Origin of the sequence: Paenibacillus sp. MZ03-122A (genome assembly GCF_024213325.1) — a bacterium.
Lineage (GTDB): Bacteria > Bacillota > Bacilli > Paenibacillales > Paenibacillaceae > Paenibacillus > Paenibacillus polymyxa_B.
The window spans coordinates 1-19,724 of record NZ_JANAVI010000005.1 but is presented as its reverse complement, the minus strand read 5'-3'; the positions used below and the strand labels follow the sequence as shown (position 1 = coordinate 19,724).

Sequence of the window (19,724 nt, the reverse complement as noted above, 5' to 3'; positions counted from 1 at the left end):
CTTATGGTAGCGCGACTTGATGGGATGGACTTACTGATTTTAGTGCAAACGGCTTTCCACTCGCGTCTAGATGTTTGGGTAGCTCTGTTTTGTAGGAGGATAAAAGCATTCGCCTTTTTTGGGCATTTTCCAGTCGTTTTGTAGGATCAATATTGGGAATGGTTGCAATGAGGCGCTGGGTATACAGATGCTGTGGACGCTCATAAATGTCTTGCTCGCTCCCCTGCTCCACTAGACGTCCCCGGTACATAATACCGATTTGGTCACACATATGGCGGATAATACCTAGGTCATGACTAATGAACAAATACGTTAAATTAAACTCCCGCTGCACATCCTTCATAAAATTAAGCACTTGTGCCTGCACGGAAACGTCCAGCGCCGACACCGGCTCATCTGCAATGATCAGCTTGGGGTTTAATGTAAGCGCACGCGCGATCCCGATCCGCTGCCGCTGCCCCCCGGAAAATTCATGCGGATATTTGTAGGCTGCATCGGCATTCAAGCCGACCTTTTCCAGCAACGTCTGTACTTTCCTTCGTTCTTCCTCACTGCTCAGCCTTTCAAAATTTCGCAGCGGTTCAGCAATGACATCCAATACGCGCTTACGCGGGTTGAGCGAAGAGTATGGGTCCTGAAAAATCATCTGAATATCTCTACGCAGTGGATGACGATTGTTACGGCTCAGAGCTGCAAGATCCTTTCCTTTAAACAGAAGCCGTCCGCTCGTCAGCTTATTTAGACCGATGATCGTCCTGCCTGTCGTCGTTTTTCCACAGCCGGATTCTCCCACCAGCCCGTATGTCTGGCCTGCCTCAATGCTGATCGACACGCCATCCACTGCTTTCACCTGATCGATAACACGCTGGAAGAAACCACCGCGCACCGGATAGTGGACCCTCAGATCATTTAACTCTAGTAGTGCCATGAGCAGCCTCCCCCTTTGCCTCGTCTTCAAAATGAAAATGCTGATAACATGTACAACGGACCCAATGTCCAGGGGAAATTTCTTTTAGTTGGGGATGGTCTTCATGCACTCTCTCCTGAATCCAAGGAATACGCGGAGCAAAGCGGCAACTATTGCGGGGGATATCTTGTAATGAGGGAACAATGCCGCCGATGACATGCAGTGATTCCCCCTTGGTATGCGATCCCGGCATAGAAGCAAGCAAAGAACGCGTATACGGATGCTGTGGATGCCTGAATAATTCAAAAACATCAGCGCTCTCCACGATTTCTCCGGCATACATGACCACCACGCGGTCGGCTACTTCTGCCACAACACCAAGATCGTGCGTAATCAGGATAATTCCGCTCTCAGTCTCCTGTTGAAGCTGTTTGAGCAAGTCGAGAATTTGCGATTGGATCGTTACATCGAGCGCAGTAGTTGGTTCATCTGCAATAATAAGAGAAGGTCGGCAAGCTATGGCAATCGCGATCATCACACGCTGCCGCATCCCTCCTGACAGTTCATGCGGATACTGATCATACACACGCACAGGATTCGGTATATCTACACTTTCCAGCAGCTCCAGCACACGTTCCCTTTTTTGCTTCGTAGATAGTGACGTATGATAATCAAGATTTTCCTCAATCTGCTTGCCAATGCTCATCAACGGGTTGAGTGCTGTCAGCGGGTCCTGAAAAATCATGCCAATGCCCGCTCCGCGGATTTTATTCATTTGCCCTGAAGAAAGACGGTTCAGGTCCGTGCCTTTAAAAAGGACCTCTCCCTCTACACGTGTGCGTTCCATGTCATGCAGTTGCGGGATAGAAAGCGCCAGCGCGCTTTTGCCACAGCCAGATTCTCCGACTACAGCCAGCACTTCATTGGGGTTGACCGTCAGATCCAGATGGTCGACTGCGGGGTGATATTGATCCTTGATGCGAAAAGAGACGGATAATCCTTTAATTTCCAACACAGGTTCGATATTCAATGCGCGCTTCCTCCATTCTCCATGGTCTTGTCCCGCTTATTCTCACCATGTTTGATGTTTAAAACCTCTCATGAACATTACATACCGTTTTTGTCGGAATAATTTGAATACATCCTATCACCAGTATATGGATATATCAATTAAGATTATGCTATCAACATCATTTAAAAAATCAATGATCCAGCAGTAGCGCGGCCTTTCTGGCACAAAATGTAATGAAATAACCAACCACAGGTTAATTTTCATCACAAAAAAAGTCGCCTGATCCCTCTCAGGGATCAAACGACTAACTAGCACCAGCTCACATTGAGCTCCTCACGATAATTACGAAGCCGCTCCATAGGAGCCAGACTTGAACGTTCTTGGATCGTACCATTTGTAACCTGCTGCTGGAGCAGACCAAGGCTCAGCCTGCGGTTCCGTGGAAGCCGCAGGCTCCTCGAATGGCAGAAGCTTCGTTGGTTGATCCAGAGTCAAACCTGCCACATCAGACAATTTCGTGTAGTCCTGCTTCCATGCAAGCCATTGGACCGTTTGCACCAGAAAGGTGGAATCATCCACTTCCTCGAAACCATCATATGTCTTCTTCGACTGTCCGTTTTCCTCACGCACATATTTCGGTGTAGCATCTTCTACAGGGGAAGAATCACCGATGAACGCTGCCTTGCCTTGACCTACCTTGGAGATAGCGGCATAAGGCCCTTCTGCACGGCCCCCGCCATTATAAACTCCCTGGTCTACAGCATTCCCCCATTTTTTCGTGCCTGAAGGGATATAAGCAATGCCTTTAGCCTTGGTAGGATCAATAATAGCCAGCGTAGATCCTGCATGCATTGCAATCGAGCGCACACCCTTGGTAATGCCGAAAGATTGATCTGCGGCTACAATGTCAGTAGCATTCACGTCACCAAGCGCATTATAACGGAAACGAACACCAAAGTTGGTCGCCAGCCAATCGGAGCTTGTTAATCCTTGCATCGCCGGTGATGCTGCTTCTTCTGCTGTCATGCCTTTGGCCGGATTAGTATAGGCTCCACGACGGTAGCCATTCATAACCTCGGAGGAATCCCAACGGTTTTTGTTACGGTCCGCATTATAATGATCGGAGATGAAGAAGACGCTCCCCCCGGTATTCACGTATTGCAACAGGGCAGCCTGCTCGGATGCCTTAAAGGCAACATTCGCTTCACCAATAATGAACACATCATATTGGCGCAGCTTGTCATATGTTATGGCCTGCTCTCCATAAGTAAAAGGAATGGGACGATTCAATTGGTCTACCGTAAAGCCTACATTACGCAGTCCATTGGCAAAGTCGGAGAAGGCGCCTTCAATGACCCAATCTGCTGCTCCAGCAGTCTGTGCGTGCGTATTATCGAACAGCACCTTTTTGCCTTTTCCATCCGGCAATGTAGTACCGGGTTGACCCGGGTTGCCAGGTTCGCCAGGTTCGCCAGGTTCGCCAGGTTCACCTGGTTCCCCCGGCTCGCTTCCGCTCACCAGTTCAACAGCGCTTGGGCTTTTCACTCCACCAAAATTATTGTAGGCGCCGAGTGTACCCGTCACACGAATTTTGCTGCCGATTAGCTCAGGATGGCCTGACAGCCCAAATTGCCCTCTGTACGCTGAAGTCAGCTGTACATCCAATAGATTAGACGTATTACGTTCATTTGCCTGATCGGCAATCAGTACGTTAAAATCATTCGCGAACGGAGAAGAAAAGTTAGCCGTTTTCGATCCGGTAGCATGTCCGACGATGTAGCCTTCCACCGTCACCGTACCTCCACTACTTTGGCCCTGAAGTGCTTCGGCTACTGTCAATGCTCCCTCTGCCTTGACCTGACCGAATGGAACGAAGATCCCGATCAGCAGTGATACGATTGCTGCTAGATGCAGCATCCCTTTTAAGCGTGAACCTGTGAACCGCAAGCCTTTTACCATACGTCAATATCCCTCCTATGTTTTCCATAAATGTACTTGTCCTTTATCAGATTAGCCGCCAATCTTCTAATTCCTTCCTAATTTCATCCATAATTATGTAAATTTTAATCTTTTTTATTGGAAACGCACCTGTTTATGTAAAAATTGAACCCTGTGATTGACACCGAGCACAGCATACATTACCCTAAGAAAGACATGTAGAACGGTATACGCGAATGAAGATGACGGGAGAGTCTGTCCAGGGAGCCTACACTCTGGCGGCACCGAAGGAGCAAGACGCCAGCACCCGGCTGGCGGATAATCTCTCAGGTCCATGTATCGTCATCTGACGCAACTCTGGAGAGAGCGCAAGCCACCCAAGGGGTAAGGCGGTAAGAACACCGCACGAAACTCTCAGGTAACGAGGACAGAGATAAGGGAAACTTCCTTATCCTGTCCTTTTTTGTGCTCACATTGTGCGTCAGCATTAGGAACCGTCATAACCGCGCAAAGACGCGGAAATACCATATAGTATGGTATTAGAACATACAGGGGGCCACACCATGCGTTTCAAAGATGTATTTTCTATTATCGGCCCGGCCATGACCGGACCTTCCAGTTCACACACCGCAGGCGCGGTGCGACTCGCACGCGTTGCCCGGCACTGGCTCGGAGCGCAGCCTGACCGTGCCCGCATGACATTATACGGCTCCTTTGCCGATACGTATAAAGGACATGGTACAGATCTGGCGCTCATCGCAGGACTGCTTAATTACGATACGGACGATCACCGGATTCCCGATGCCGAGCAATGGGCCGAACAAGCCGGGATGGCCGTGGAATTCGCCGTTAGCGGACTCCCCGCCCCTCATCCGAACACTGTCCGTTTCGAGCTGTGGAAGGGCGAGGATCAGCGCACACTGTTGGGCTCCTCCATCGGCGGCGGCAGCATCCATGTCCAGCAACTGAACGAATTCCGGGTCAATCTGACCGGGGAGCTGCCTACGCTGGTGCTTCTCCACTCAGATAAGCCCGGTACATTGGGCGCGATAACTTCAGCGCTGGGCGCGGCTCACATTAACATTGCCTATATGCACGTAGATCGCAAGGGCCGGGATGGTGAAGCACTCACCGCCATTGAAACGGACAGTTCTGCTCCAGCTGAACTGATTGCGGAACTGCGTTCTTTACCTCATATGTATGAAATTAAGATGATTAATTTGAAAAAAGGAGCTGAATCCGATGCGGTTTAGCCATCTGCATGAAATCAGCGCTTTATGCGCTGAAGAATCCACCACAATTGGCCGCTTGATGATTCAAGAACAGGTACAAGAGACGAATACAACGGAGGAAGAAATCTTCCGCCAAATGTCTGATTATTATGAAGTCATGAAGGAAGCCGTTCATCGCGGACAGACACAAGACACCGTATCCCGCAGTGGATTGACGGGCGGGGACGGCAAGCGCCTAGCCGAGTATCTGCGGGCAGGGGAAACTTGCTCCGGTGATGCCTCCGCGCTCGCCATGGCTTATGCCCTCTCCGTGTCGGAGGTTAATGCATCCATGGGTCGCATTGTCGCCACGCCTACCGCAGGCTCATGTGGGGTTATCCCTGGTGTATTTATCAGTGCGCAGGAGCGGTTCGGCTGGGATGATGAGCATATGGTGCACGGCCTATTCGCCGCTGGTGCTATTGGCTACGTGATCGCCAACAACTCCTTCATTTCTGGCGCGGAGGGAGGCTGTCAGGCTGAGATTGGCTCAGCTATCGGGATGGCCGCTGGCGCTATGGTCGAGCTGCGCGGTGGTACGCCTGAACAGGCTGTTCACGCCGTGGGTCTCGCCCTTAAGAACACGCTCGGCCTGATTTGCGACCCCGTCGCCGGACTCGTGGAGATTCCGTGCATCGTGCGCAACGGGCTGGGAGCCGTGACTGCGCTTGCCGCAGCGGACATGGCTTTGGCGGGTGTGCGCAGCGCTATTCCGTCTGACGAAGTCATTGACGTAATGCTTGAAGTCGGCAGTGAGATGCCGTCGAAGCACCGCGAGACCGCCAAAGGCGGGTTGGCCCAGACGCCGACTGGCAAGCGTTTGACCGAATCACTTACACGCAACACACCGACCAAGAAAGATAAGTCATAATTTATAAGCGGTGCCTCCTTAAAATAAAAGAGCAAGCCTATCGTCCTTGGACGTATGCTTGCTCTCTTTTTTACTGAACGGTTACCTGTACCTTCGTCATTTTACCTGCATATTTCACAGTAATTACAGCTTTACCCTTGCCCTGTGCCTTAATGTTACCGTCTTTGACGGTCGCAACAATAATTCTGGACGAGGACCAGACAGCCGGTTTGGAAACATCCTTCTCCGACTCATCCTTATACGTGGCTGTAGCCGTAACCTTAGCCAGCTGTCCTGCCTTCAAATTCAAAGCAACTTCGTCTGTTTGCAGGTATTTAAGCGTATCAACATCCACGGGTACACTAATTACCTTCCCGCCAAACTTCGCCTGAATGTTAGCTTTACCGTAGCTAACCGCAGTAACCTGACCCTTTTTAACAGTGGCTACCTTATAATTAGACGTTTTCCATTCAGCTTGGGCCGTAACGTCCTTTTCTTTACCATCACTCGATTTAACCACAATCGCGATGGTTTTTTGATCTCCAGATTTGAGCGATAGCGCGATTGCATCCGCTTCAATCTTTTGCGCTACGTCCACTTCTACCGTAAACGTAATGTTTTGCTTGCCATATGAAGCAGTCACAGTTGCCTTACCGCTACCATTCGCTTTAATCAAACCTTCGCTAACCTCAACCACTTTTACATTGCTAGTTGTCCAGGTGGCGTCCTTAGTTACATCTGTTTTTGTACCGCCACTCTTAACTCCTGTTACTTTCAGTTGCTTCGTTTCCTGAGCACCAAGCGCAATTACACGCGAGTCTGTTTCCAGACGGTCTACAAGGCCTACTTGCACGTTAATCGTCAGTTTTTTGCCATTATAGGTCGCTGTAATAACCGCTTTACCAGCGGATTTACCCGTAATCGTTCCTTTGGACACAGAGGCAATATCTTCTGCGCTTGAAGTCCATTCTGCATCCTGTGTTACATCTTCTTTACGTCCATCCGCATAAGTAGCCGTCAAAGTTGCAGTATAGTCCTCATCAATATCAATCGTTGCCGTTTTGGAGGACAGAGACAGATCACCGGGTACATTTACGGATACCGTAGCTGTAACTGTTTTGCCACCATAAGAAGCGGTGATCGTAGCCTCACCTGTTTTATAACCCGTGACTTCTCCCGCACTGACAAAAGCGATATCTTCATTGCTGGACTTCCACTCTGCCTTACTTGTGATATCTTCTTCCGTACCTGTTACATACGTTGCGGTCAGCTTGAGCTTTTTGGATTCCTTGGCATTCAGGCTCAGCTTGTCCTCACTCAAATCCAGATATCTGGAGGTTTCGACATCTGTCTTGATCGAAACGGTCTTATCTCCATACTTAGCGGTCACCGTAGCCGAACCCGCTCCAATCGCCATAATCGTTCCCTTATTCACAGTCGCAATTTTTTCATCGCTTGATGTCCAAGTAGCTTTATCTGTGATATTCGTTACCGTCCCATCCGGATAAACGGCAGAAACTTGTACTTTTTTAGATTCATCTAGACGGAGAAAAATATTGGATTCACTGGCTTTCAACTTATTCGTTTGATCGACATCCACCGAAATCGTAGCGGACATCGTGCCATATTTACCTGTAATTGTCGCCTTTCCCGCGCTATAGCCGGTAATGGTGCCTTTCAGTACATCCGCCACAGCTGCATTGCTGGTGCTCCACTCAGCGGACTCTGTCACGTCCTGTACCGATCCATCCGGGAACGTCGCTGAAAGCTTAACCTTCTCAGTATCCTTCAACAAAAGAGAAACCTCTGATGAACTGACATCGAGGCGTTTAACCTGCTCCACCTGCACAGCAATGGTTACGGTCTGTTGACCATATACGGCCTTAATATTAGCTGTACCTGCTCCCTGAGCGGTAACCAATCCGTTCACTACTGTGGCTACCTTTTGATTATCGGAGGTCCAAGTAGCATCACCCGAAACCTGAGCTGTTGTATTATCACTGTATGTCGCTGTCAAATCAACCTGTCCTGTACCGCTTGAACGCAAGTTCAGGCTTTGTACACTGGATGTCAGCGCCTTAACCTTTTTCGTTACATGTACCTGAACCGATTGCACCTTCTCTTTATAGGTCGCAACCACGGTGGCTTCCCCTTCAGCCTTGGCCGAAACTGTACCATTATACACAGTAGCAATAGCTGTATTATCACTTTTCCAATCCGTGCTTACGGTTACATTCGAGGTTGTCCCATCGCTAAAAACAGCAGTAGCCGTCAACGCAGCCGTATCTCCCTGCTGCAAAGTTACCTCGTTAGAGGAAAGGACAATCTTGGAAAGCACCGCATCCGCAGCAGATGCAAATCCTGCATATGATGTAAAACTTGAAATCAGGATGACCAACGCCAGAAAACCGGACCATCTATTCTTCAAAATCTAATTCCCTCCCATTTCAAAACTTAAATTAAGGATTTCGCAAAATCCTTACACCTACGTTTTATGTCGTCATATGGAAAAGAATAGTTTAGGCTTCGAAGGAAATTTGGTCCTTATTAACTAGATCGTTTCTGATAAAAATTAGACATTACAATTTGTGTAGCTTCAGAGCCATAGTGAAGAGTTTTCTCAACAGATCCACAATCTCGCATTTACAAACAGCTATATGCTGCTGCGCGAACTCTTAAATGATGGTATTCTTCCATATTAGGAGCCAGTTGGTGCATGTAAACGACGGAGTAATCAGATGGTATTACATTAACAGCTCAGCCACCGTTTCCTTCCAACGATGGATCACCGATTCCGGTTCCTTGAGACGAACCGTGACACCTGTCAAGATATCCGCATATTGGGCCGAATCTTCTCTGGCTGAGAAAACATGCGCTGCAAATCGCTCACGTACATGCTTGGCTCCGGGCAAAGCAGGCAGATGTTCCAGCGACAACCGCACATAATGCGCCTTCCCTCCGGTGAACACCGCAAGCGTCGCCTTCCCAGTACGGATCATGTTGCCTGTCGTGGTCGTACCCGGCCATAGTGCCAGACGCAAATTCCCCTCGTCCCGCGCTACAACCTCGCCCACACTAATCATCGCTATGTGCGGCCACTGATCTTCCGTGACCGTCAGCAGCATCATTGCTTCATGCTGCTTGTCCTTCAGCTCCTTACCGTCTAGCAGCGTAAACAGTTCCTTACCGATCCTTGGTGTCTGCATGAAGTATATTCCCCTTTACTTTTGGCCTATAACTTCAAAGTACCATAATTTACGGCTACTTACGAACGACCCTATATCCGCTCTGGAATAGGAGGAACATGAGCAGCATTCGGAATATCTTGGGGGTTTACCTTGAACGCCGATTTATACTTTGCTGGATCCGTAATGCTATCCGGTTCTGAGGTCCGCCATGTGAACAGGCATACAGGGCACAACAAAACCTCCCAGGCGCCTTTAACTGGCGAGCGGGTAACAACCTCCGAACGATTAGATTCACAACGGGGACAAATATGCATCTGTCAGCACTCCTTTAATCTTTCTTTATTTTCAAAAATATTCAGAGAAGCATTTGGCTCAACTTTTTCTCCCATTCTGCTACACCCAACGGGGAATCGAGCGACTGCGAGTAATGTCCTCTAATATCCGGTGCTACAGGTGTCGTCGCATCCAATATCATTTTGTGCGTCATACCTGCCGGATCAGAGCCGGGGTCAAGCGGTAAAATAGACAAGCCAGGAACAATGACAGCATCATGCTTTGGATGAAGCTTGGTGGATAAAGCCCACATGACCTGCGGCAGATTGAACGGATCGACCTCCTCATCCACCACAATCACGAGCTTGCAATACCCCAATCCATGCGGAGTCGTTAACGCACGCATTCCCACAGCCTTTGCAAAGCCGCCATATCGGGTTTTCGTGGAAATAATAGCGACCAGCCCATGCGTATACATGGCATTAACAGCCACGATTTCATTAGGAAAAGCATCCTTAAGTTGCTGAAACAACGGTACACTTGTATTCACACCGATCATATAATCCGTTTCCGTCCAAGGCATCCCGATGTACAGATGCTCAAAGATAGGCTGTTTGCGGTGATATACACGATTAATCTGAATGACTGGCATCGCGCGGCCGCCGGAATAGTGACCTGTGAATTCACCGAATGGACCTTCATACTCACGTTCACCTGCTAACACTTCGCCTTCCAAAATGACCTCGGCTCCCCAAGGCAGATCCAGATCTGCATCCTTCGCTTTGACCACACGATAAGGCTCACCCTGAATGGCGCCCGCCATCTCATATTCGGATTGATCGTACAGCAACGGCGTAGAAGCAGCCGTTGTAATCACAGGCTCACATCCGAGGGCAATAGCCACCTTCAGATTTTCTCCGCGCTCCTCAGCCTGACGGATATGGATCGCAATATCATGCTGTGGTACAGGCTGGATGCCCAAACGGTTCTTGCCTTTCACCTGCATCCGGTATAGGCCGACATTTTGCTTACCGTAGGTGTCCGGGTCATCCAGATCGCGTGAAACTAGAATGGCTTTATCCAGATAAAACCCTCCGTCCCCCTGATTCAAACGAAACAACGGCAAAATATCAAACAAATTAATATCCTCTGTAATCTCGACTTCATGAAAGGGTGCGGTTTCTTCCCGTTTCACGGGCACCGGAAATTGTTCATAGCGTCTGGCAAATTCAAAAAACTGCTCCTTGAGCGGCGTGTTTTTGGGCATTCCCATCATGAGGGCATGATTGGGCCAGGAGCCCATCACATTCATTGCAATACGAGCATCCGTATATCCATAGATGTTGTTGAAAAAGAGAGCAGGCGTCTTATCTCCAAGATTGTTTAATGCTCTGTTAGCTGCTGCGAGGTCCGGCTCCGGCTTTACCTCATCGCTGATCGTGAGTAATTGTCCCTCCTTTTCCAAGATGTGTAGAAAATCGCGAAAGTCTTTATAGGCCATCATTCATTCTCCTTCGTCTTTCGATTTCTCAATTCTGGTGCAGTCTGGAGTCATTCTGCTTCATTCCATCCCAGCGTTTGGCTGCGGTTGTGACAATACCGAACTGATCCAATGCACGAAAAACAATATGATCCACCAATTCCTCGATACTTGCAGGATGATTATAAAAGGCAGGCATCGGCGGCAGGATCATCACGCCCATACGTGACAGCTCCAGCATATTTTCCAGATGGATACTACTTAATGGTGTTTCTCTAGTCATGAGCAGCAGCTTCTTTCGCTCCTTCAGTATCACATCCGCTGATCGGGTAAGCAGGTTATCCGCCATACCAATACGAATGGAGGCAAGGGTCTTCATGCTACAAGGAGCGACGACCATGCCGTCTACTCGAAAGGAGCCGCTGGAAATACGCGCAGCCTGATCCTTATACGAGTAAACTGCATCCGCCATTGCCTCCACTTCCTTCACCGTGTAGCCTGTCTCATAGGGGATGTTCGCAATAGCCCACGGGGATAGCACCAGATGGCTTTGGACCCCAGCCTCTCGTAATTGTTGCAATATACGGATACCAAAGATCGACCCTGTCGCTCCCGATATTCCTACAATGATTTTCTTCATATGTCCCCTCCTTCCATCCCATCGTTTTATGTTCACCCATGCATTACTTTCAAAAATTATACGCCCGTTCCCTGCACACGAAAAATATATATAATATATGTAATGCATACTTTAAAAGTATTCAAATCGAAGCGTTGTTTAGAAATGAGGAGGAATCCCCCAATGGACTTGAAGCATCTGCATTACTTTTGCGTCATCGTGGAGGAAGGGCAAATCACCAAGGCCGCCAGAACGCTCAACATGGCCCAGCCTCCACTGAGTCAACAACTCAAAAATATGGAGGACGAGCTTGGTGTAAAGCTGATTTACCGTGAAGGAAAGAAGTGGGAAGTTACCGAGGCCGGGTATACACTGTATACACGCGCCAAACGATTGTTGGCTGAAATGGAGGACACCTGTAGAGAAATTGGGGAGTTTGAAAACAAAGTAACCGGCACACTTGCTATAGGCACGTCATCCGCCTGTATGTCTCTGATTACTGAACAACTCAGTCGCTTTCATCAGGTTTATCCAGAGGTATACGTTAAAATAGGACACGGAGACACACATCATCTGGAAGAGCTGTTACACCAAAATAAAGTTGATCTGGCCCTGCTGCTGCTTCCGGTAGATGACAAATCGTACCATACAATTGAACTGGAGGGCGTTTCTTTTGTTGCGCTTCTTCCGTGTGAATGGGCAGATCGCCATCCCAGTGGGGAAATTACATTACAGGAAGCTGCCAGCTATGACCTCTTGTTGGGACGCCGAACAGAAGGACACGGACTATACGAAACCGTCATCCGCAAATTTCAGGAACACCATCTTATTCCGCGCGTCGTACTGGACTGTCCAGAAATATCGACCATTCTCTCGCTCGTTTCTACAGGCATGGGAATTACCATTATTCCAGACGCTGGCTTGGGACAAGAATACGGGGACAGATTTCGCACACTCTCCATTAAGGAGCCATTCCCCTTCACACAGCCTGCCGTCGTATGGCGCAAGGATCGTTATTTATCCAATGCAGCTCGCAAATTTGTTGAACTGCTACAAGCTGGAGACACGAAAAAGACTGTTCCCGAGTAGATGCTCTACCGCTCTACTCCTGAAACAGTCTGATGCTGGATGAACTTCCTTCATTCGGTCGTTGATACCGCCTTACTTGACTCCTTGATGCCGATACTCGGTTGGAGTCATTCCACATTTGCGCCGGAATACCTGTGTAAAATGCCGCATATCCTGATAGCCGATCCGCTCCGAAATATCAGCCAGCCGCAGATGAGGATCACTGAGCAGCCGCTTCGCCTCCTCCATACGCAGGCAAATGACATAATCCTTGTAGCCTTGTCCCGTCTTTTGCTTGAATAACTGGCTGAAATACACCGGATTCAAAAATACGATTGAAGCCACCTTCTCCAGCGACAGCTCCTCTGTAAAGTGAGCCCGAATGTATTGCAATGCCACATCTACCGTATGCATGCCTTTGCGCAGACATTCTCCTGTATCCGCTGCTGCGGCTGCAATCTCCTCTGGTGTACGTCTTAGTCGCGCCACCTCTTCAGGTATGGAGGCAAAATTGTGATGAACACCCGAACGTGTAATTTGTAGGGGAACCTTCACATAACGCTTCAGATGGGATTCGAGCAACGTCTCTAGCCGTGCGGCCTCTGCTTCATCCCTTAGCCTTGCAATGCCCAGCAGACTATGGCGGTCTAGACTGACGACAAAGCCGCTGCCTCCTGCCTCAATGAGCTCGGACAGTACATTTTCAATCATAAAATGCTCCAGATGCGTCTGCTTGTGATCAGGTTCCATGCGAACCATGAAGAGATGGAATTCCGGATAATTTTCGACAAAAGGCTGTATATCCAGCTTGCCCGTGTCCAGTCCAAGGGCATAGCGTTGGAAAACGGCTTCACGCAAATAAACCATATTGGATTTGAGAAGCCTACCCTCGTTCGCCTGCTGCGAGGCCACAAGCGCTTCGGCTGCCAGTATTTCAATGCATTCCAGCAGCTTTCTTTTACCAATCGGCTTTAACAGGTAGTCTTTGGCACCCAGCTTTACTGCTCTTTGTGCATAATGGAAGTCGGAATGGGCCGAAATGACAACCCACTGCAGATGAGGATGCTTTCGCTTAGAAATACGCATGAATTCCAGACCATCCATACCGGGCATCAGGATATCAGTTAATACAATATCTACAGGATGCTCCGCCAGAATGCCTGCTGCCTCCTCGGTGGAAGCAGCGAGATGAATGCCGCAGGTTGGTAGAGCTTGGCCAATGGTACGCCGAATCCCCTGCCGAATCATATTTTCATCGTCAGCTATCAGAATATTCATGTTTCTCCTCCTTCTGTGGCAGAGGCACACTTACAGTGACTGTTGTTCCGGCCCCAGGTACGCTAGAGATCCGTAGGCCGTACTCTTCTCCGAACATGTGCCGTAGCCGTAAATTTAGGTTTTGCAGGCCGATGCCTCCCGCCTGCCCGCTGCCCGTCTGTTTGCCGGGTTCTGCCAAAGCGACCTGGACCACCTCCCATCGTTCGTACTCCATCCCTGCACCGTTGTCGATGATGTGCAGGCTCAATACACCGCCATATTCCTCCGCTCTGACAAGTAGCTTGCCACCTGTATCCGCATGAAGAGGCTCCAATCCGTGCTTCACCGCATTCTCAATCAATGGCTGTAAGGTCATTTTCGGCAAGCGGATATCCATCCATCGTTCTTCAATATTGATGTCTACAGATACCCTGCCCTCCAGCCGGGCTTGGATAATGGTGAGATAGTGGCCAACCTGCTCCACTTCTTCACGAAGGCTTACATCGGCCCCCTCTTCCCAATGGCTGCTGTAACGGAACATATGGGATAAGGAGAGGACCACCTCTCCGAGCTGATCCTGTCCCTTTTCGTCCAGCATCCAATAGATCATATCCAGCGTATTATATAGAAAATGGGGATTGACCTGCGTCTGTAGCGCGTGCAGCTCCGCATTTTTTTCGCTGACCGATGATATACGCACCAGCTCAATCAGCTCTGCAATCCGTCTTACCATATGGTTAAAAGAGGTAGCTAGCTGATTAATTTCTTCATAGGATTTGGTGTTTACCGTATGACGGAAATTTCCTGTCTCTACCCGCTTCATTTCCCGAATGACTCGCTTGAGTGGAAGGGAAATGCTCCTGGAGACGATGGATGCAATTAACGCCGACACAATAATAAGTATAGGTGCCACGATAAATAAGTACCTTTGATTTTGCACCAGCTCCACGTTCAGATCCTCACTGGGTGTCACACTAATCACAGACCAGTCGGCAAACGGTAACTTGGAAGCGATTACAACTCTTTCATTACTTCGATTTACAATAACATCCTCCTCCGGTACCTGCTGCTCTAGATTTTGCAAATCCGGTGGCGGATCAGAGGAAGTAGCCGACACAATTCGGTTTTCATGACCCAACAAATATACCTGACTATTGGTGCCTAACCGCAAATTGTGGAGAGCGGACAAAACAGAACGCGGCTCAGCCTCAAACAGGACAATACCAATCGGCTTGTGTTCATCCAGATCATAGAGCTGCCGTCCAAACGCAAACACGGGTCTGGTTTCCACCTGATCAATGACAGAGTGAGGATACACGCCCAGCCATGCAATTTTGCCCGCCGACTTTCGAATTTCCTTATACCATTCCGTATGTTCGTAATGAGTATCAATGACATTCATATAATTGCCATAGTTATATACCTTGCCTGTGTCTGTGATGACATGGATGCCAATCAGATCCTCACGCGAATAATAGATAGCGCCCAGAATATTCGTAATCGTACGTTCGTTGATGTAATTGACAGCAGGTAAATCACTGCTATCCGTCGTCAACAGACGAACCAAATCCATGTTGTTGCTGATCGATTTGGAGAGACTGTTATAGCTGCCGAGTAGCAATTCGAACAGGCCTGCCGTCTGGGATACATTTTTACGCGCCAACTCGCTGACCTTATCATGGAACTGCACCGTAGTACGGTTGTAAAATAATAGACTGACCGCCAGCACAATGCCGGACATGCTCAATAGGAACAGAACAAACAAGCGGTATTGAATGGATTGAAAACGGCGCATCATACCTCCGTGCGCTCCTTTCGCATCGGCCGCCTATCCTTTAACCGCTCCCGCAACCATGCCCTTGGTGATATTTTCGGACAGAACAAAATAAATAATAATGACTGGTAAGGCACCCATGACTAGAAAAGCACCAATATTACCGTAGTTCACAGAATACTGGCTGACGAACGTATATACGCCGAAAGGGAGAGTTTTGAGCTTCTCGGACGAGATAAAGGTGGCAGCCATAATGTATTCATTCCAGATGTTAATGAAAGTTAAAATACATACCGTCATGATAGGCGGAACCGAGATGGGTAAGATTACACTGCGGAAAATACGATAAATGCTTGCTCCGTCAATGTAAGCGGATTCTTCAATTTCGTGGGGAATGGACCGCATAAAGCCGGATAGGATGAAGACCGCAATCGGTGTCTGAAAAGCAATGTAGGGTAAAATCAGTGAGAAATACGTATTCAGAATATGGACGTTTTTAAACATCACCATCAGCGGCAGCAGTGTAGCTTGCATCGGGATCATCATCCCGATCAGAAACAAAGTCAGCACAACAGCCCCGAAGCGCCAACGAAAACGTGTAATCGCATAAGCAGTCATCGAGCTTAATAAAATGACGAAAATCATCGTAACCCCGGTCACCAGCACACTGTTTCCTAAATAACGCAAGTAGCTCCCTGATTCATAGGCTTCCTGATAGTTGTGCCACTGGGGCACTTGAGGGAGTGCAAAGAAGCTTGAGCTCAATATCTCTTCATTCGTCTTCAACGAATAGGTCAGCAGCCAAAAGAGTGGATACAGCTGCGTGACAATTAAGATTGCCAATAAGGAAAAGACTCCCGTTTTTTTCAAGGCATTCAACAGCTCCATCTCCTTTAGCTTACCTTATTTTCGATTCGTTTGAAAACAAAATTTATCACAATTGTAAATGACAAGCAAATCACTACGAGAATTGAAGCCAATGCGCTGCCATATCCGTATTTCATCGATAAAAAGGACATATTGTACATATACGTGGATACAGTATCCGTCGCATGGGCTGGTCCTCCACCCGTCATCACCCATATCAAATCAAACGATTGCAGGGAGCCGATAAATGCTAATACAATTGATATCTTGAAAATAGGTACAATGAGCGGCAGCGTAATATAGCGGTCTGCTTTGAATCCTTCAGCTCCATCAATTTTGGCTGCTTCGTACAACTCATTCGGTATGTTTTGTACTCCGGTAAACTGGATAAGCAAATGATAGCCAAAATACTGCCACAACGATACAAAATAGAGGGCGTACATCGCTATCTGCGGTTCCGTCAGCCATGAGCGTGTCCAGCTTTCCAGCCCAATCGCCATCAAAATACCGTTCAGCATTCCACCCATCGAGGCCGGATTATAGATCGTCTTCCACAGCTGCCCGATAATGACCACCGATAGAATAACCGGCAGAAAATACATCGTAACCAGCGTATTGGCCTTACGCACATAACGATTAAGCAAGATCGCCAGCAGCAGACAGAACGGAATCTCCAGCATGGAAAACACAGCAAACATCATAGTCCGTTTCACGGATGGCCAGAATACTGAATCTGCTGTAAAAATCCGCTCAAAATTAGCCAGCCCCACGAACTTTGCCTCGGCAATTCCGTTCCAATCCAGCAATCCACAATACACCGACACCAGAATCGGAACAAATACCATACAGGTATACAACAACAGGCAGGGTAGCACGAAAACGGCAATGGTACGTGCTGGCACCTTTAGTACATTCATGCTCTAATCTCCTTTGTGTTGATTCTGAACATCTTCTGAGGATGCGCAACCTACATGATTTCCAATCAGGGAAGAAGCATTCTGCCCCCTCCCTAGTGCCTGCTACTTCAGGATTTTGCAAAATTCAATGCCAGTCGCTCCAAAGTGTAATATCTAGACGAACCAGGCCAATTTGATCTATATATTGTTCATTGGGAGTCGCTTATTGGATTTTTGCAAAATCCTCACTTATTTATTCGCTTCAAAAGTGTTCTGATGTTCCTTGGCAACTTGTGCAGAGTCTTCCTTTTGCACGAACAGGTTTTGAATGCTACTCAGATGCGCCTGCGCAATAGCCGGATTCATCGTATTATCAAAAGCGAGATCGCCCCCTTTTACATTCTTGAACAGCTCATTAAGACTAATCGCTAACTCGGAGTAGCCCGCTTCCTTCAGATCACCCTTCATTTTCTGACCGCTGCCAATCGCATTTTTCAAATCAAACTGAATTTTGGGCATCTCCTTAATAAAATAGTGCAGAAAATCCTTCGTTTCCTGTAAATGCTCACTGTTCGCAGATACCGCAAATGCGCTGCCCGGCGCAATTACATACTCATTCACATCACCCTTGCCATTCACCGTAGGGAATTGAAACGCTCCTACCTTACCCGCTACCGAAGAAGCATCAATTGACCCCGTTTCCCATGTACCCATGATATACATCGCGGCTTTTCCTGTTTTAAAAATATTACCGCCTGCATTGTAGTCAATAGAAGTAGCTCCATCCGGGAAAGCTCCTGACTGCACCAACTCCTGAAATGCATCCACCGCTTCCACAAAAGCCGGGTCGTTAAACGTCTTTTTGCCGTCCAGTACATCATTGAGAAAATTCGGTCCTTCATTCGTACGCAACAAAATGTTCATAAAAAGGAGGGACCCCGTCCATGAATCCTTTTCCCCAATGGCAATCGGAGTAATTCCCTTCGCCTTCAGCGTTTTAACCGTCGTAATCAGCTCGTCAAAGGTGGTCGGCAACTTCTGGATTCCCGCCTGCTTGAACAGTTCCTTATTGTAAAACACCACTTCTATATTGTTGCCATCCGGAAAAGCGTAGAGCTTATCGTCGAAACTATAGTAATTAAGAAGTCCATTCTGAAATGTATCTTTTAACCCCTCTTTATCAGCCACATCGTTTAATGGAGCCAGCAGCCCGGCATCTACAAATGGCTTCATCTGTGCAGCCGGGTTTACAATCGTGATATCAGGTACTTCCTTCGCCGCTGCCTGTGTCTTCAGCTTAAGCTTTTGTTGATCTGTATTTAGCGAATCCAATTCAATTTTGACATGAGGATGATCCTGCTCGTATTGACCTACAATTTGCTTAATCATTTTGTACGAAGGGGTGCTCGGATCAGGATTAATGTTCTGAAAGGTAATCGTAACATCTTTCGTTGCGGTGCCTCTGCTCGGTTCTCCTGAATTTCCCGGACTTGGGCTTTGTCCGTTATTACAAGCTGCCAGCGTCAATGCCAAGGCGCTCGCCACCACTACGGCAAACGCTTTCATTTTTGTTCTGCTCATGGTCTTTTTCCTCCTCTTGTTGAAGCATTGCGCAATTTGCCCTCCTTATTGGTGGACACTCAATGCCCGCTTGTTCTTTTCATTATGTTCCATAGAAAAGACGTGAACAATGCGTGAACTTAAGGAGAAGGGTTTGTTTTTTCAAGCCCTCATTTGCGTGCTTCAAAATTCATTCATATCATAACTTGCAATTTATCTAGAACACAGGCATAATATGAATAAGATCATATTTTGATAATGATTATCATTATTAAATGATAAATACACATAGACTTTAAAGGAGGCAGGACCGCAGTGAAAGAAACTTTCAGTAAAACCTCCCTGCATATTGATGATTATTTGGACCTTCTCAATCTTGCCGTACAAGTCGGAGATACCAAGTGGCAAAAAGAAATTACCCGTAAACTTCAAGCCTTGAGTGTCCTTCAGACAGAACAGGTTGAAATAGATTAACTCCCCAGTTAATACTGTCCTTTGTTAAAAATGCTAACTAAGCACCACTATACAAAGGACAACCAGGATATCATAAAACTTTTGACCGAATCCATGAGAAAGATCTTTCATGTGAATGATAAATGAATCGGTTATAGGAAAAAGAGCACAGCCCGTTAAGGCTGTGCTCTTTTATATTGCTTGGCGACGTCCTACTCTCCCAGGACCCTGCGATCCAAGTACCATCGGCGCTGGAGGGCTTAACGGTCGTGTTCGGGATGGGTACGTGTGGAACCCCTCCGCTATCGCCA

Annotated in this window: 17 protein-coding genes, 1 rRNA gene and 1 riboswitch; of the genes, 4 read left to right on the top strand and 14 right to left on the bottom strand. The window is 47.9% G+C overall.

The genetic code is table 11. The features are described from left to right. Position 1 precedes the first annotated feature (1 nt). The 3 genes from NLX74_RS12275 to NLX74_RS12265 form a co-directional block, all read right to left on the bottom strand. A complete protein-coding gene (locus NLX74_RS12275; protein WP_061831946.1) occupies positions 2-928 on the bottom strand; it encodes an ABC transporter ATP-binding protein in 927 nt (308 codons plus the stop codon). After that, positions 906-1,937: an ABC transporter ATP-binding protein gene (locus NLX74_RS12270; RefSeq protein WP_254328889.1), complete on the bottom strand. Its 1,032-nt coding sequence runs from the start codon at positions 1,935-1,937 to the stop codon at positions 906-908. The genes NLX74_RS12275 and NLX74_RS12270 overlap by 23 nt, the downstream gene beginning before the upstream one ends. Before the next feature lie 324 nt (positions 1,938-2,261). Next, positions 2,262-3,878: a DUF6359 domain-containing protein gene (locus tag NLX74_RS12265; protein ID WP_254328888.1), complete on the bottom strand. Its 1,617-nt coding sequence runs from the start codon at positions 3,876-3,878 to the stop codon at positions 2,262-2,264. 215 nt (positions 3,879-4,093) lie between these two features. Then, a riboswitch (glycine riboswitch) is annotated at positions 4,094-4,209 on the top strand. Positions 4,210-4,420: 211 nt separating this feature from the next. On the opposite strand from NLX74_RS12265, the gene sdaAB reads away from it, so the two are divergent. After that, positions 4,421-5,110, top strand: a complete 690-nt coding sequence (sdaAB, locus tag NLX74_RS12260; protein WP_039270247.1) for an L-serine ammonia-lyase, iron-sulfur-dependent subunit beta — start codon at positions 4,421-4,423, stop codon at positions 5,108-5,110. Further along, entirely contained in the window at positions 5,100-5,999 is a 900-nt protein-coding gene (sdaAA, locus tag NLX74_RS12255; protein WP_254328887.1) for an L-serine ammonia-lyase, iron-sulfur-dependent, subunit alpha, read from the top strand. The genes sdaAB and sdaAA overlap by 11 nt, the downstream gene beginning before the upstream one ends. 70 nt (positions 6,000-6,069) lie before the next feature. Here the strand turns inward: sdaAA and NLX74_RS12250 are convergent, their stop codons facing one another. The 5 genes from NLX74_RS12250 to NLX74_RS12230 form a co-directional block, all read right to left on the bottom strand. Then, positions 6,070-8,406: an Ig-like domain-containing protein gene (locus NLX74_RS12250; RefSeq protein ID WP_254328886.1), complete on the bottom strand. Its 2,337-nt coding sequence runs from the start codon at positions 8,404-8,406 to the stop codon at positions 6,070-6,072. Between the two features lie 316 nt (positions 8,407-8,722). Further along, complete coding sequence (locus NLX74_RS12245; protein ID WP_254328885.1) at positions 8,723-9,184, bottom strand: pyridoxamine 5'-phosphate oxidase family protein; 462 nt, start codon at positions 9,182-9,184, stop codon at positions 8,723-8,725. Between the two features lie 71 nt (positions 9,185-9,255). After that, entirely contained in the window at positions 9,256-9,480 is a 225-nt protein-coding gene (locus NLX74_RS12240) for a non-oxidative hydroxyarylic acid decarboxylases subunit D (protein WP_028541239.1), read from the bottom strand. Positions 9,481-9,521: 41 nt separating this feature from the next. Beyond that, positions 9,522-10,940 (bottom strand): non-oxidative hydroxyarylic acid decarboxylases subunit C, encoded by a 1,419-nt coding sequence (locus NLX74_RS12235; RefSeq protein WP_254328884.1) that lies wholly within the window; start codon positions 10,938-10,940, stop codon positions 9,522-9,524. Positions 10,941-10,968: 28 nt separating this feature from the next. After that, complete coding sequence (locus NLX74_RS12230; RefSeq protein WP_013369033.1) at positions 10,969-11,559, bottom strand: flavin prenyltransferase UbiX; 591 nt, start codon at positions 11,557-11,559, stop codon at positions 10,969-10,971. Between the two features lie 162 nt (positions 11,560-11,721). Here NLX74_RS12230 and NLX74_RS12225 point away from each other — a divergent pair, with 162 nt between their 5' ends. Then, positions 11,722-12,627 (top strand): LysR family transcriptional regulator, encoded by a 906-nt coding sequence (locus NLX74_RS12225; protein WP_254328883.1) that lies wholly within the window; start codon positions 11,722-11,724, stop codon positions 12,625-12,627. Between the two features lie 72 nt (positions 12,628-12,699). Here NLX74_RS12225 and NLX74_RS12220 read toward each other — a convergent pair whose 3' ends face one another. The 5 genes from NLX74_RS12220 to NLX74_RS12200 form a co-directional block, all read right to left on the bottom strand. Continuing rightward, positions 12,700-13,884 (bottom strand): response regulator, encoded by a 1,185-nt coding sequence (locus tag NLX74_RS12220; RefSeq protein ID WP_025723834.1) that lies wholly within the window; start codon positions 13,882-13,884, stop codon positions 12,700-12,702. Beyond that, positions 13,865-15,661 (bottom strand): sensor histidine kinase, encoded by a 1,797-nt coding sequence (locus NLX74_RS12215; RefSeq protein ID WP_235307011.1) that lies wholly within the window; start codon positions 15,659-15,661, stop codon positions 13,865-13,867. The genes NLX74_RS12220 and NLX74_RS12215 overlap by 20 nt, the downstream gene beginning before the upstream one ends. Before the next feature lie 30 nt (positions 15,662-15,691). After that, a complete protein-coding gene (locus NLX74_RS12210) occupies positions 15,692-16,525 on the bottom strand; it encodes a carbohydrate ABC transporter permease (RefSeq protein WP_434784550.1) in 834 nt (277 codons plus the stop codon). A gap of 5 nt (positions 16,526-16,530) precedes the next feature. After that, positions 16,531-17,421 (bottom strand): carbohydrate ABC transporter permease, encoded by an 891-nt coding sequence (locus NLX74_RS12205; protein WP_061832099.1) that lies wholly within the window; start codon positions 17,419-17,421, stop codon positions 16,531-16,533. Between the two features lie 228 nt (positions 17,422-17,649). Beyond that, positions 17,650-18,981, bottom strand: coding sequence for an extracellular solute-binding protein (locus tag NLX74_RS12200; protein WP_254328882.1), 1,332 nt, complete (start codon positions 18,979-18,981; stop codon positions 17,650-17,652). A gap of 294 nt (positions 18,982-19,275) precedes the next feature. Between NLX74_RS12200 and NLX74_RS12195 the strand changes: the two genes are divergently transcribed. Next, positions 19,276-19,434, top strand: a complete 159-nt coding sequence (locus tag NLX74_RS12195; RefSeq protein WP_165147892.1) for a hypothetical protein — start codon at positions 19,276-19,278, stop codon at positions 19,432-19,434. A gap of 178 nt (positions 19,435-19,612) precedes the next feature. Here the strand turns inward: NLX74_RS12195 and rrf are convergent. Further along, positions 19,613-19,724: ribosomal RNA gene (gene rrf, locus NLX74_RS12190) — 5S ribosomal RNA — on the bottom strand; the annotation flags it as partial.